At 71.4% G+C, this 13,766-nt stretch carries 10 protein-coding genes; 7 read left to right on the top strand and 3 right to left on the bottom strand.

Annotation, left to right across the window (positions count from 1 at the left end; translation table 11 throughout):
• Positions 1–53: 53 nt before the first annotated feature.
• A complete protein-coding gene (locus ACQEUX_RS09985; protein ID WP_433044563.1) occupies positions 54–2,348 on the bottom strand; it encodes an ATP-binding cassette domain-containing protein in 2,295 nt (764 codons plus the stop codon).
• Between the two features lie 166 nt (positions 2,349–2,514).
• Here ACQEUX_RS09985 and ACQEUX_RS09980 point away from each other — a divergent pair, with 166 nt between their 5' ends.
• From ACQEUX_RS09980 to ACQEUX_RS09970, 3 genes are all read left to right on the top strand, one after another.
• Entirely contained in the window at positions 2,515–3,264 is a 750-nt protein-coding gene (locus ACQEUX_RS09980) for a MerR family transcriptional regulator (RefSeq protein ID WP_433044560.1), read from the top strand.
• A gap of 136 nt (positions 3,265–3,400) precedes the next feature.
• Positions 3,401–4,657, top strand: a complete 1,257-nt coding sequence (locus ACQEUX_RS09975) for a D-alanyl-D-alanine carboxypeptidase family protein (protein ID WP_433044557.1) — start codon at positions 3,401–3,403, stop codon at positions 4,655–4,657.
• A gap of 129 nt (positions 4,658–4,786) precedes the next feature.
• Positions 4,787–5,551, top strand: a complete 765-nt coding sequence (locus ACQEUX_RS09970; protein WP_433049725.1) for a peptidylprolyl isomerase — start codon at positions 4,787–4,789, stop codon at positions 5,549–5,551.
• A 127-nt stretch (positions 5,552–5,678) separates the two neighbouring features.
• On the opposite strand, the gene ACQEUX_RS09965 is transcribed toward ACQEUX_RS09970, so the two are convergent.
• Together ACQEUX_RS09965 and ACQEUX_RS09960 are read right to left on the bottom strand one after the other, a co-directional pair.
• A complete protein-coding gene (locus ACQEUX_RS09965) occupies positions 5,679–6,716 on the bottom strand; it encodes a LacI family DNA-binding transcriptional regulator (protein WP_433044554.1) in 1,038 nt (345 codons plus the stop codon).
• Positions 6,717–6,940: 224 nt separating this feature from the next.
• Positions 6,941–7,984: a LacI family DNA-binding transcriptional regulator gene (locus ACQEUX_RS09960; protein ID WP_433044551.1), complete on the bottom strand. Its 1,044-nt coding sequence runs from the start codon at positions 7,982–7,984 to the stop codon at positions 6,941–6,943.
• Between the two features lie 138 nt (positions 7,985–8,122).
• Between ACQEUX_RS09960 and ACQEUX_RS09955 the strand changes: the two genes are divergently transcribed.
• The 4 genes from ACQEUX_RS09955 to ACQEUX_RS09940 all read left to right on the top strand — a co-directional run bounded on the left by ACQEUX_RS09955 (position 8,123) and on the right by ACQEUX_RS09940 (position 13,761).
• Positions 8,123–9,430 carry an ABC transporter substrate-binding protein gene (locus ACQEUX_RS09955; protein WP_433044548.1) on the top strand — a complete coding sequence of 436 codons (1,308 nt, stop codon included), beginning with the start codon at positions 8,123–8,125 and terminating at the stop codon, positions 9,428–9,430.
• On the top strand, positions 9,427–10,425 hold the full coding sequence (locus ACQEUX_RS09950; RefSeq protein WP_433044545.1) for a carbohydrate ABC transporter permease: 999 nt from the start codon (positions 9,427–9,429) through the stop codon (positions 10,423–10,425). Before ACQEUX_RS09955 ends, ACQEUX_RS09950 begins: the two co-directional genes overlap by 4 nt.
• A 2-nt stretch (positions 10,426–10,427) precedes the next feature.
• Complete coding sequence (locus tag ACQEUX_RS09945) at positions 10,428–11,291, top strand: carbohydrate ABC transporter permease (RefSeq protein ID WP_433044542.1); 864 nt, start codon at positions 10,428–10,430, stop codon at positions 11,289–11,291.
• A 94-nt stretch (positions 11,292–11,385) separates the two neighbouring features.
• Positions 11,386–13,761 carry a beta-glucosidase family protein gene (locus ACQEUX_RS09940; protein WP_433044539.1) on the top strand — a complete coding sequence of 792 codons (2,376 nt, stop codon included), beginning with the start codon at positions 11,386–11,388 and terminating at the stop codon, positions 13,759–13,761.
• Positions 13,762–13,766 lie beyond the last annotated feature (5 nt).

Here is a 13,766-nt window from a genome sequence, read left to right as displayed (position 1 = left end):
GACGCGACGGCGGGTGCGACGGGCCGCGGAGGCAGCCCGCACCCCAGACGCGCCTACCTCTGAACGACCGCCGCCGGTTCGCGGACGTACTCGCGGAGGTGGTTGGCGGTGAGGGTGTCGCCGTGGGCGACCAGCTCGGCGGGCGTGCCGGTGAAGACGATCTGGCCGCCGTCGTGCCCGGCGCCCGGGCCGAGGTCGATGAGCCAGTCCGCGTGTGCCATGACCGCCTGGTGGTGCTCGATGACGATCACCGTGTTGCCGGCGTCGACCATCCGGTCCAGCAGGGCCAACAACTGGTCCACGTCGGCCAGGTGCAGGCCCGTGGTCGGCTCGTCCAGCACGTACGTGCTGGTCTTCTCGGCCAGGTGGATGGCGAGCTTGAGCCGTTGCCGCTCCCCGCCTGACAGGGTGGTCAGCGGCTGGCCGAGGCTGAGGTAGCCCAGCCCGACGTCGACCAGCCGGCCGAGGATGACGTGGGCCGCCCCGCTGGGGAAGAACGCGTACGCCTCGGTGACCGACATGGCCAGCACCTCGCTGATGTTCTTGCCGCGCAGCGTGTACGTGAGCACCTCGTCGGTGAACCGCCGTCCCTCGCACCGCTCGCAGACGCTTGCCACGCCGGCCATCATCGCCAGGTCCGTGTAGATCAGCCCGATCCCCTTGCAGGCCGGGCAGGCGCCCTCCGAGTTGGCGCTGAACAGCGCGGCCTTGACCCCGTTGGCCTTGGCGAAGGCGGTACGGATCGGGTCGAGCAGCCCGCTGTAGGTGGCCGGGTTGCTGCGCCGTGAGCCACGGATCGGGGACTGGTCGACGATGACGACCCCGGAGCGACCGCGCAGCGACCCGTGGATCAGTGAGCTCTTGCCGGAGCCGGCCACGCCGGTGACCACGGTGAGGACCCCGAGCGGGATGTCCACGTCCACGTCGCGCAGGTTGTGCAGGTCGGCTTGGCGGATGGCGAGTTGCCCGGTCGGTCGGCGTACCTCGTCGCGCAGGGTCACCCGGTGATCCAGGTGCCGGCCGGTGAGCGTGTCGGAGCGGCGCAGCCCGGGGACGTCGCCGGTGAAACAGATCCGGCCACCGTCGGCGCCGGCCCCCGGACCGAGGTCGACCACGTGGTCGGCGATCGCGATCGTCTCCGGCTTGTGTTCCACCACCAGCACGGTGTTGCCCTTGTCGCGCAGCCGCAGCAACAGGTCGTTCATCCGGGCGATGTCGTGCGGGTGCAGGCCGACGGTGGGTTCGTCGAAGACGTACGTGACGTCGGAGAGGCTGGAGCCGAGGTGCCGGACCATCTTCACCCGTTGCGCCTCACCGCCGGAGAGGGTCGCCGACTCACGGTCCAGGCTGAGGTAGCCCAGACCGATCTCGACCAGGGAGTCCAGCAGGTCGCGCAGATTGGCGATCAGCGGCGCCACCGCCGCGTCGTCGATACCCCTGACGAACGCGGCCAGGTCGCTGATCTGCATGGCCGAGCAGTCGGCGATGTTGTGCCCGGCGATCCGCGACGACAGGGCCGCCGCGTTGAGTCGGGTGCCGCCGCAGTCGCCGCAGCTGGTGAAGGTGACCGCCCGGTCGACGAAGGCGCGGATGTGCGGTTGCATCGACTCGCGGTCCTTGGCCAGGAGGAGCCGCTTGACCTTGACGGCCAGACCCTCGTACGTCCAGCTGTTGCTGCCCACCTTGATCTTGGTGGCCGGCTTGTGCAGGAAGTCCTCCCACTGTTGCGGGGTGAAGTCCTGGAGTTTGACGTCCGGGTCGAACAGGCCGGAGCCGACGATGGTCTGCCAGTACCAGGAGTCGACAGCGAAGTTGGGCACGGTGATCGCCCCGTCATTGAGGGAGCGCTCGACGTCGACCAGCTCGTTGACGTCGAGGTCGGAGACCCGGCCCAGCCCTTCGCAGGTGGGGCACATGCCCTCGGGCAGGTTGAAGCTCAACGCCCCGGCGCCGCCGATGGACGGCTGGCCGAGGCGGCTGAAAAGGATCCGCAGCATGGCGTACGCGTCGGTGGCAGTGCCGACGGTGGAGCGGGAGTTGACCCCCATCCGTTCCTGGTCGACGACGATTGCCGCGCTGAGGTTGCGCAGCGAGTCGACGTCCGGACGGTTGAGGTTCGGCATGAACGACTGGAGGAAAGCGCTGTAGGTCTCGTTGATCATGCGCTGGGACTCGGCGGCGATGGTGCCGAAGACCAGCGACGACTTGCCTGACCCGGAGACACCGGTGAAGACGGTCAACCGGCGCTTGGGTATGTCGACCGAGATGTTGGCGAGATTGTTCTCCCGCGCTCCGCGTACCTCGATCATCTCGTGGCTGTCGGCGGCGGACCATGCTGGCTGCGACATGCGAACCCTTCACGGAATCGTGGCGGGGTTTCTTCCCCCTGGGCAGTTGCGGGTTCCATTGTCTCATTCATCCCCGTGTAGAGACTTTTGCCGAGACTCCGCTGCTGGGCATGAAGAAGTGCTCCGTTAAGTCTCAAATCACGTGACAAGCGGTACGGTCGCTGCCGTGGACACCGGGCCGAAGGATCGCCTGCGCGCCGTGGACCTCGCGGCCACCGTCGGGATCTCCGTGCAGCAGGTACGCAACTACGTCGAGATGGGAGTGTTGCCAGCGGTGCGACGTACCGCGAGCGGCTACCGGATCTTCACGACCGAGCACGCGCGGGCGCTGACCGTGGCGCGGCGGCTGGCCGAGGGGCACGGCTGGAGCCGTACCCGGGAGATCATGGCGGCGGTGCACCGGGGCGACCTGCCGGCGGCCCTCGCCGCGCTCGACAACGGCCACGCCGAGCTGGACCGGGAGCGCGCCGAGATCCGCCGGGTGCTCGGCGCCTTCGAGACCGTGCTGGCCGGCCCACCGACGGCCCGGCCCGCGCCACGGCGTGGCGCCCGCATCGGCGAGGTCGCCGCTCTGGTCGGCGTCCGGACCCCGCAGTTGCGGCTGTGGGAGGAACGTGGCCTGCTCCGGCCGGGCCGCGCCCCGGGCACCAACTACCGGGTGTACGACGAGGCCGAGTTACGCGCCGCGCAGGTGGTCGCGCTGCTGCGCCGGGGCGCCTACCCGTTCGAGATCATCGAGGCGGTGCTGGGCGAGCTGCGCACCACCGGCAGCGCCCAACGGGTCCGCGCCGAGCTGGCCCGCCGTGAGCAGGAGCTGCACGCCCGCAGCCTGCGCCGGTTGCGGGCCTCCGCGGCGCTGCACGACTACCTGTGCCACCGGGCGTCCGCCGGGGCGGCCGGACCCGGGGCTGGCTGACCGGTCGGCCTCAGCGCAGCACGAGCAGATCCCGGTGGTCGACGATCGGTCCGAGGACACGTGTACGGCATGCCGCCACCGGTCCAGCCCGTGGTCCCCCTCCGGCGGGATCTCGTCCCGGATTAGGGTGCTTGGCATGAGAGTCCGGCTGCTGGCGACCACGGCGACCGCCGTCCTGCTCTCCACCGGCGGGGCCGTTCCGGCCGCCGGCCACCCCGCCCCGGCCGCCGAATGGGCGGGGCGAGGCGGCGCGGCGCAGAGCGTGCCCTGCCCACGGGCGGTGGCGCCGGCGGTTTCCCGGCCCCCGCGCCCGTCCCCGCCGCCGGTGGTGCCCGAGGACCGGGTCGTGGGCGGGCCGGAGTTGGACACCGTCGGGCTGGCCGTGCCGGCAGGGGCGCCCGCGCCGCCGAAGATCACCGCCACTTCCTGGCTGGTCGCCGACCTGGACACCGGGCGGGTGCTTGGCGGCTGCGGCCCGCACGAATACGGGACCCCGGCCAGCGTGCAGAAGCTGCTGCTGGCCGCGACCATGCTGCCGCGGCTGGACCCGAAGCAGGTCGTGACGGTCACGGCGGCGGACATGGAGATCGAGCCCGGGTCGTCGGCGGTCGGTCTGGTCGAAGGGGGCCGGTACAGCGTCGAGACGATCTGGTTGGGGCTGCTGCTCAACTCCGGCAACGAGGCGGCGAACGTGCTGGCCCGGCTGGGCGGAGGCGCCGATGGCGCGGCCGGCGGGGTGCGGGCGATGAACGAGTACGCACGCCGGCTCGGCGCGCTCCAGACGCACGCGGTCACCCCCTCCGGGCTCGATGGACGCGGGCAGTTCACCAGCGCGTACGACCTGGCCTTGATCGCCCGCGAGTGCTTCGCCGACGCCACCTTCCGTCGGTACGTGCTCACCGAGCGGACCCAGATCCCGGCCCAGCCGGCCAAGCGGACCAAGGGCTTCCAGATCCAGAACGAAAACCAGTTGATCTACCAGTACCCGGGTGCGCTGGGTGGCAAGACCGGCTTCACCGACCTGGCCCGGCACACCTACGTCGGTGCCGCCGAGCGCGACGGTCGCCGGCTGGTGGTCACACTGCTGGGCGGCGAGCCGCAGCCGATGCGTGGCTGGGAGCAGGGCGCTGCGCTGCTCGACTGGGGATTCGCGCTGCCTCGGTCGGCCTCGGTCGGTCGGCTGGTCGAGCCCGGGGAGCTGTCCGCGACACCGACGGTCACCCCGTCCTCGCCGGCCGCCCCTGGACGGGCGCGACCGGCCGCCGCGAGCGGTCCGGTCGGCGGCGGGACGTCGGGTGTGTGGGCGGCGGCCGGGCTGATCGGCGCCGCGGCAGTCCTGTTGCTCGCCGGGCTGCTGTGGCGCCGTCGGGCCGCCCGCCGGCAGGCGCCCTGACTCGGGTGGGCCAGCCGCCGGTCGGTCGGCCACGGATCGACAAGCGCTGACGGGATCCATAGACTCCGGTCGCTCCGGCACCACGAGTCCAGGAGGATCCCCGTGTCGCGTGAACCTCGACCGCAGTCCATTCCCGACCCGCGCCGCCCTACCCGTACGCTGACCCGCCTCGCCAGCGTGGCGCTGCTCGTCGGGGCGCTGGTCGCCGCCGGCGGCGCCGCTGCGGTGGCCGCCCCGGCCGTCGCCCCGGCCGGTTCGGGCGGCACCCACGGCCCGTGCGGTTATCTCGCCACACCGGAGGAGCCGGCAGCCCGACCGGTCCCGCTGCCGCCCGACCCGCGACGTACGCCGGACCGGGGCACCGTCCCTGTCACGTTGTGGACCAACCACGGCCCGATCGGGCTGCTCCTGGACCGGGCGGCGGCGCCGTGCACGGTGCAGAGCTTCCTGCACCTGACCCGCCACCGCTTCTACGACCGGACCTTCTGCCACCGGCTCACCGCGTACCCCACGCTCAGCGTGCTGCAGTGCGGGGATCCGTCCGGAACCGGTTCCGGCGGGCCCGGCTATCGCTACGCCGACGAGCTGCCGACCGACCTGCCCCCGGCGCCCACCGATCCGACGGGCGAGCGCCGGCTCTACGCCCGGGGCACGCTCGCCATGGCCAACGCCGGCCCGGACACCAACGGCAGCCAGTTCTTCCTGGTCTACGCCGACTCGGCGCTGCGGCCGAACTACACCGTCTTCGGCTCGGTGGACCCGGCCGGGCTGGCCACGCTCGACCGGATCGCGGCGGGGGGAGTGGCCCCGACCGAGGAGGACCCGGCGCCTGTCGACGGCGCGCCCGCGCTGCCGGTCGACATCCGCAAGGCCCTGCGGCACCACCACCGCTGACGGCTCATCTCGGCGCCGCGCCGACCGGGAACCGATCCGGCCGGCGCGGCGTCGCCGGCGGTTTTGGCGGAATTCTCGGGCCCGGACCGGAAGTGCTCGGGGCCGCCCGGCGGCTGCGGGTCGGCCGTCACGACGCTCGCGACGACCCGACCCGCAGCGCGGCCGTGCTGTCGCGGACCACCAGTTCGGTGGCGAGTTCCACCCGGGGGGAGTCGATGGCCTCGCCCTGGGCGAGTCGCAGGACGGTCCGCGCGGCAAGCCGACCCATCTCGACAAGCGGTTGCCGCACAGTGGTCAGTGGCGGCGACGCCCACCGCGCCTCGGGCAGGTCGTCGAAGCCGACCACGCTGACGTCGCCCGGGACCAGGAGGCCGCGTTGCCGGATCGCCTCGTAGACGCCGAACGCCATCTGGTCGCTCGCCGCGAAGATCGCCGTCGGCGGCTCGTCGAGGTCCAGCAGCGAGGACCCGGCGGCGAAGCCGGACGCGTGGTAGAAGTCGCCGGGTCGGAGCAGGTGTTCCTCCAGCGGCAGGCCGGCGGCCTCCAGCCCGGCCCGGTAGCCGTCCAGCCGGGCTCGGCTGCACAGCAGGTGCGTCGGCCCGGCCACGAACCCGATCCGCCGATGCCCGAGCGAGAGCAGGTGTTCGGTCGCGGCGAGTCCGCCGGCCCAGTTGGTGGCCCCTATGGTCGGCACGTCGATGGCGGGCACGCCGGCCGGGTCGACCACCACCACGGGCACGTTGAGTCGCCGCAGTTGGGCGTAGAGCGGCGGGCTGACGTGCGAGGTCACGAAGATGACGCCGTCGGTGGCCCGGGTGCGCAGGTTCTGCAGCCACTGCCGGGCGGCGGTGGACTGTCGGTGTATCGCGGAGACCACGGTGCCCATGCCGGCGGCGTGCCCGACGTCCTCGACCCCGCGGATGATCTCCACGGCCCAGGGGCTGTCCAGGTCGTTGAAGACCAGGTCGACCAGGCCGGCGGGCTGCACCGTGCGGCTGACGCGACGCCGGTAGCCGTGGTGGCGCAGCAACTCCTCGACCCGTTCCCGGGTGCCGGGGGCCACGTCTGAGCGGTTGTTGAGCACCCGGGACACGGTCGGCACCGAGACTCCGGCCTCTCGCGCGATGGCGCTGATGGTGACCCTGCGTCCGTCGTCCGCGTCCACCCGCGTCTCCTTTGTTCTTTCGGGAGCGGGCCGAACGCCGGCACCGGGATGCCCCGGAGCAGCGTGCCCGTCCCATCGGTCATCTTGCCGCACGGACCGGGGGGCTGGCGACAGGGCGCATCGCCGCCGTGTTCCGGGAGGTTGCGGAGAATTCCCGGAAGTCCGGCTGATCGGCACGGGCCGGCGCGTCGTCGGACCCGGCGCAGCGCCCGTGACCTCGCCGTTCAGCCGCTGGCCGACGGCGGCCGATCAGGCCCGGGGGAGGGGGTGTACGGGGCGCAGGAAGACCGGACGACCAGTTCGGTCGGCAGCCGGACGTGCGGGTCGCGTTCGACGCCGCCGACGAGGTCGATAAGCAGCCGCATCGCCTCGGCGCCCATGCGCTGCAGGGGTTGCGCGATCGTGGTGAGCTGCGGGGTGACCAGCGCCGACTCGGGGATGTTGTCGAAGCCGATCACGGACAGGTCGTCGGGCACCCTGAGGCCCATGCTCCGGGCGGTGTCCATCGTGGAGATCGCGGAGAGGTCGTTGCTGGCGAAGACGGCGGTCGGCCGGTCGGGTAGGGCCAACAGATCCGCGGCCGTGGCGGCGGCGCTCTCGACCCGGAAACCGCCGACGCGGACGAGTCGTTCGTCGACCGCGACGCCCGCGTCGGCCATGGCCCGGCGGAAGCCGGCCTCGCGAAGGCGCGCCGACTCGAGGTCGGGGCGACCGCTGACGTGGCCGATGCGGCGGTGACCGAGTGACAGCAGATAGTTGGTCGCGAGCACCGCGCCGGCGAAGTTGTCGGAGTCGACGGTGGGCAGCCCCGACGGGCCGGTGTGGGGGTCGACGGCCACGACATGGAAGCCCTGCTTGGTCTCGACCACCGTCGGCGTGACGATCACGGCCCCGTCGATGAGCGTCCCGGACAGGCGGGCCAGCGAGCGCCGCTCCCAGCCGACGGCCGTGCCGTCGCCGTCGCCGCCGGAGTAGGCCAGCAGCTGGTAGCCGGTCCCGGCGACCTCCTTCGACGCGCCCTTGAGCAGCTCGGTCGAGAACGGCTCGAACTCGGCGACCAGGATGCCCAGGACGTTCGTCCGATGGCTGCGCAGGCTCTGCGCTCCGAGGCTGGCCTCGTAGCCGAGCTGGTGGATGACCTCCCGGACGCGCGCCACGGTCGCCTGCGCCACGCCGTAGCGACCGTTGACGACCTTCGACACGGTCGCCACCGAGACGCCGGCCGTACGGGCCACGTCCGACATCTTGACACGCTCGGGGAACGTCACGCCGACGATGATAGAGGGCCAGCTGGGACTCCTCGCAAGGGAATCGAAAACGTTATCGACAACGGTTGACACCCCGTTACGGGACTGTAAAACTCGCCGCACCTAAGTACCGCCACTGCTAGTCGAGGAGACGTGTCGATGGCGATGAAGCACCGCGCGGGCGCCACCCTGGCGCTGTTCGTGACCACCGCACTGCTTGTCGCCGGGTGTAACGGCGGCGACAGCGAGGCACCCGCCGAGAACGAGCTCTACAAGAACCCGGTGACCCTGACCTGGTGGCACAACGCCTCCCAGGACGGGCCTGGCAAGACGTACTGGGAGAAGGTCGCGAAGGACTTCTCCGCACTGCACCCGACCGTCACGATCCAGATCGAGGGGATCGAGACCAACCAACTCCAGCGCACCCGCCTCCCCGCTGCGCTGCTGAGCAGCGACCCGCCGGACATCTTCCAGGCGTGGGGCGGCGGCGAGATGCGTGAACAGGTGGAGGCCGACTACCTCAAGGACATCACCGACGAGGCCAAGGCCGAGATTGCCAACGTCGGCAGCGCGGCCGAGATCTGGCAGGTGGGCGGCAAGCAGTACGGCCTGCCGTACCGGATGGGCATCGAGGGCATCTGGTACAACAAGGACATGTTCGCGCGAGCGGGCATCACCACTCCTCCCACCACCATCGAGGAGCTCAACCAGGCCGTCACGAAGCTCAAGGCGATCAACGTCATCCCGATCGCCCTGGGCGCCGGTGACAAGTGGCCCGCCGCGCACTGGTGGTACAACTTCGCGCTGCGTGCCTGCTCGGTCGACACGCTGAAGAAGGCGTCGGTGGACCTGGTCTTCGACGACCCGTGCTTCGTCAAGGCGGGCCAGGACCTGAAGTCCTTCATCGGCACCAACCCGTTCCAGCCGAACTTCATCGCCACGCCGGGCCAGAACGACCCGACCAGCGCCAACGGTCTGCTCGCCAACGGCAAGGCCGCGATGGAGCTGATGGGCGACTGGAACCGCGGCACCCTGGAGACCGTCGCCGCGGACCCGGAGGCGCTCAAGAAGTTCCTCGGCTGGTTCCCCGTACCGGCGATCGCCGGCTCCGCCGGTGACCCGAAGGCGGCCCTCGGCGGCGGCGACGGGTTCGCCTGTGCCAAGAACGCCCCGGCCGAGTGCGTCGAGTTCCTCAAGTACATCGTGAGCCCCGAGGTGCAGAAGGGCTACGCCGAGACCGGCACCGGCCTGCCCGCCGCCAAGGGTGCGGAGGCCGGCGTCACCGACCCCGGCCTGAAGTCCATCCTGGAGGCCACCTCCGGTGCGACGTATGTGCAGCTCTGGCTGGACACGGCGTTCGGCAGCACCGTCGGCAACGCGATGAACGACGGGGTCGTCGCCATCTTCGCCGGCAGCGGCACCCCGGAGAAGGTCGTCGAGGCGATGAAGGCGGCCGCGAAGAAGTGACCTCCACCAACCCGACCCTCAGCCCCGCCGGCGGCGCATCCGTGCCGCCGGCGGGCCCCCCGGCCGCCCGGCGCCCGTCGTCCCGCGCTGCCGAGACCAGACGCAAGTGGTACGAGATCATCGGGCTCACCACGCCGGCGGTCGCCGTCTACGTGATGTTCGTGTTGGTGCCGATGGGCTTCGCGGTCTACTACAGCCTCTTCCGCTGGCGCGGGGTTGGGCCGCCCACCGAGTTCGTCGGATTCAACAACTACATCCTCGCCTTCCAGGACCCGATCTTCCTGGACGCTCTGCGCAACAACGCCATCATCGTGTTCGGGTCACTGCTGCTCCAGGGCCCCATCGCCCTAGCCGTGGCCCTGCTGCTCAACCGTCGTTTCCGCGGCCGCACCATGTTCCGGCTCCTGATGTTCGTGCCGTACGTCCTCGCCGAGGTCACCGTCGGCATCATGTGGAAGTTGATCCTCACCGGCGGTGGGACCATCGACGTGCTGCTGCGGCAGATCGGCCTGGGCAGCCTGGTGCAGGCGTGGCTCGCCGACCTCGACATCGTCATCTGGACGCTGCTGGTCGTCCTCACCTGGAAGTACGTCGGCTTCGCGATCATTCTCCTGCTCGCCGGACTGTCGAACGTGCCGCCCGAGCTGACCGAGGCCGCCGCCATCGACGGCGCGAGTTGGTGGCAGACCCAGCGTCACGTCACGCTTCCGCTGCTGGGCCCGACGATCCGGATCTGGATGTTCCTGTCGATGATCGGTTCGTTGCAGGTCTTCGACGTGATCTGGGTGACCTCGGTGCCCGCGGTCCGCTCGCTCGGAGCTTCGGCCACCATGGCCACCTACATGGTGGACAACGGCTTCTTCGCCCGGCTCTGGGGTTACGGCAACGCGGTGGCTGTGATCCTGTTCGTCATCTCGTTCGTCGCGGCGCTGCTGTTCCAGCGCTTTCTCCTCCGTCGCGACATCGAGGGCGCCGTCACCGGAAGGAGGAACTGACCGTGGCCGAGAACGCGCTGACGTCCCCCTCGTCGCCGCACCGCCGTCCGTTCTCGTGGGGCAGTCCGCTGACCTACGGGCTGGCCTTCGCGGTCGCCGCCGTCTCCATCGCCCCGGTGGTCTACGTGATCGTCGGTGGCTTCCGCACCACCCCGCAGATCGTCGCGGACCCGGCCGGGCTGCCCGACCCGTGGGTGTGGGACAACTACGCCAGGGTGCTGACGCGGAGCGACTTCTGGCAGCAGGCGTTCAACAGCGCGGTGATCGCCCTGGGTACGACGCTCGCCGTCGTGCTGCTCGGCGTCTGCGCCGCGTTCGTGCTCGCCCGCTACAGCTTCCGCGGCCGGGAGGCGCTCTACACCTTCTTCACCCTCGGTCTGCTCTTCCCGGCCGGGGCGGCGATCCTGCCGCTCTATCTGATGCTGCGTGACCTCAACCTGATCAACTCCTACTACGCGGTGATCCTCCCGCAGGTCGCCTTCTCGCTGCCGCTCACGATCGTGATCCTGCGTCCCTTCCTGGCCGCCGTACCCCGCGAGTTGGAGGACGCAGCGGCGATCGACGGCGCGGGCCGGCTCGGTTTCCTCTGGCGCGTCATGCTGCCGCTGTCCCGGCCCGCGCTGGTCACCGTCGGGGTCCTCGCCTTCGTGGCGAGTTGGAACGCCTTCCTCCTGCCGCTGCTCGTGCTCGGCGACGCCGACCTGCACACCCTGCCGCTGGGCGTGCAGAACTTCTCCAGCCAGTACACCTCCGACACCGCGGGAATCCTCGCGTTCACCTCGCTGGCGATGCTGCCGGCACTTCTCTTCTTCACCTTCGCCGAGAAGCAGATCGTCGGTGGCCTGCAGGGTGCGGTGAAGGGCTGAGCAGCACCGGTACGCGCAGAGGCGAAACACCGCATAACCGTCTACCTGTTCGCCCATCGGCCCTCGTACGGGGGCCGATGGGCGTCGGAGGAAAGTGACCGACAACGTGACGCTGGACATCGAACGAAGCACCGCGATCTGGAACGACCCGACCCAGGAGTTGACCACCCGCGTCGACGCCCTGGTTGCCGCGATGACCCTGGCGGAGAAGGTCGCACAGCTCTACGGCGTGTGGGTCGGCGCGTCCGCCGACGGCGGGGAGGTCGCGCCCTACCAGCACGAGATGGAGGAGACGGTCGACCTCGACGCGCTGCTGGAGACCGGGCTCGGGCAGCTCACCCGGCCGTTCGGCACCGCGCCGGTCGACCCGGCGCTCGGCGCGCTGTCGCTGCTGCGGACCCAGCAGCGGATCGTCGCCGCCAACCGGTTCGGCATCCCCGCCCTCGCCCACGAGGAGTGCCTGGCCGGCTTCGCCACCTGGGGCGCCACCGCGTACCCGGTGCCGTTGTCCTGGGGTGCCACCTTCAACCCCGGCCTGATCCGGCGGATGGCCGCCACGATCGGCGCCGACCTGCGCCGCCTCGGCGTACACCAGGGGCTCGCCCCGGTGCTCGACGTGGTCCGCGACGCCCGCTGGGGGCGGGTCGAGGAGACGGTGGGCGAGGACCCCTACCTGGTCGGTACGGTCGCCACCGCGTACGTCCAGGGGTTGGAGTCGACGGGGGTGGTGGCCACCCTCAAGCACTTCGTCGGCTACTCCGCCTCACGGGCCGGGCGCAACCTGGCGCCGGTCGGCATGGGCCCCCGGGAGCGGGCGGACGTGATGCTGCTGCCGTTCGAGATGGCGATCCGCGAGAGCGGCGTGCGGTCGGTGATGCACGCGTACACCGACACCGACGGGATGCCGTCGGCGGCCGACGAGGAGTTGCTCACCGGTCTGCTCCGCGACACGTGGGGGTTCACCGGCACGGTGGTCGCCGACTATTTCGGCATCGCGTTCCTGCACACCCTGCACGGTGTGGCCGGCAACTGGGGCGAGGCGGCCGGGGCCGCACTCGCCGCCGGCGTGGACGTCGAGCTGCCCACCGTGAAGACGTTCGGTGAGCCGCTGCGCGCGGCGCTCGCCGCCGGGCAGGTGCCCGAGGCGCTGGTCGACCGTGCCGTACACCGGGTGCTGACGCAGAAGGCCCAGCTCGGGCTCCTCGACCCGGACTGGAGCCCGGTGCCGCCGGCGCTCAACGGTGTCGATATCGCCAATCCCGACGCGGTGCGCGGCATCGTCGACCTGGACCCGCCGACGAACCGGGCGCTCGCCCGGGAGGTGGCCGAGCAGGCGGTGGTCCTGCTGCGCAACGACGGCATCCTGCCGCTGGCCCAGGCGACGCGGATCGCGGTGGTCGGCCCACAGGCGGGCAGCCCGACGGCGACGCTGGGCTGCTACTCGTTCCCGGTGCACGTCGGGTCCCGCCACCCGCAGCTGCCGGTCGGCATCGACCTGCCCACCCTGGCCCGGGCGCTGGGCGGCGAGTTCCCGGCCAGTGAGGTGCTCGTCGAGGTCGGCGTGGGTGTCGACAGCCCGGAGACCGACGGGATCGCCGCGGCCGTCGAGGCGGCCCGTGGCGCCGACGTGGTGATCGCGGCGCTCGGCGACCGGGCCGGCCTGTTCGGTCAGGGCACCAGCGGTGAGGGCTGCGACGCGGAGTCGCTGGCACTGCCGGGGCTGCAGCAGCAGTTGCTCGACGCGCTGCTGGACACCGGCACGCCAGTGGTGGTCACACTGATCGCCGGCCGGCCGTACGCGCTGGGCCGGGCGGTCGACGAGGCGGCCGCCATCGTGCAGTCGTTCTTCCCCGGTGAGGAGGGGCCCTCGGCGATCGCCGGGCTGCTCAGCGGGCGGGTCGAGCCGCAGGGACGGCTGCCGGTCAGTGTGCCGCGTGGCACCGGCGGTCAGCCGACCACCTACCTCGCCGCCCGGCTGGGGCACGCCAGCGACGTCTCCAACCTCGACCCCACCCCGGCGTACGGCTTCGGGCACGGGCTGAGCTACACGCGATTCGACTGGTCGGAGCTGACGGTCGAGCGGGCCGCGACCCCGACCGACGGTGAGCTGCGGCTGGGCTTCACACTGCGCAACAGCGGCGACCGGTGGGGCAGCGAGGTGGTGCAGCTCTACGCGCACGACCCGGTCGCCTCGGTGGTGCAGCCGGTGCAGAGGCTGATCGGCTACCTGCGGGTGCCGCTGGACGCCGGCAACCGCTGCCGGGTCGAGGTCACCGTGCCGGCCGACGTGTTCTCGTTCACCGGGCGGGACGGACGACGGGTGGTCGAGCCGGGCGAGGTGGAGCTGCGGCTCTCCTCGTCCAGCACCCGACCGCGGCTGGTGACGACCGTGGCGCTGACCGGGCCCGTGCGGCGGGTGGACCACACCCGCCGGATGCATCCCCTGTTCACCGTCAACCCCATGGACTGAGGACG

Origin of the sequence: Micromonospora sp. CA-259024 (assembly GCF_050936255.1) — a bacterium.
Taxonomy (GTDB): domain Bacteria; phylum Actinomycetota; class Actinomycetes; order Mycobacteriales; family Micromonosporaceae; genus Micromonospora.
The sequence above is the reverse complement of the archived record's forward strand: the minus strand, read 5'-3'. Positions and strand labels throughout refer to the sequence as shown.

Coding starts and splice junctions, on each gene's coding strand:
- ACQEUX_RS09985 (WP_433044563.1), bottom strand. CDS start 2,348: ATGTCGCAGCCAGCATGGTCCGCCGCCGACAGCCACGAGATGATCGAG.
- ACQEUX_RS09975 (WP_433044557.1), top strand. CDS start 3,401: ATGAGAGTCCGGCTGCTGGCGACCACGGCGACCGCCGTCCTGCTCTCC.
- ACQEUX_RS09955 (WP_433044548.1), top strand. CDS start 8,123: ATGGCGATGAAGCACCGCGCGGGCGCCACCCTGGCGCTGTTCGTGACC.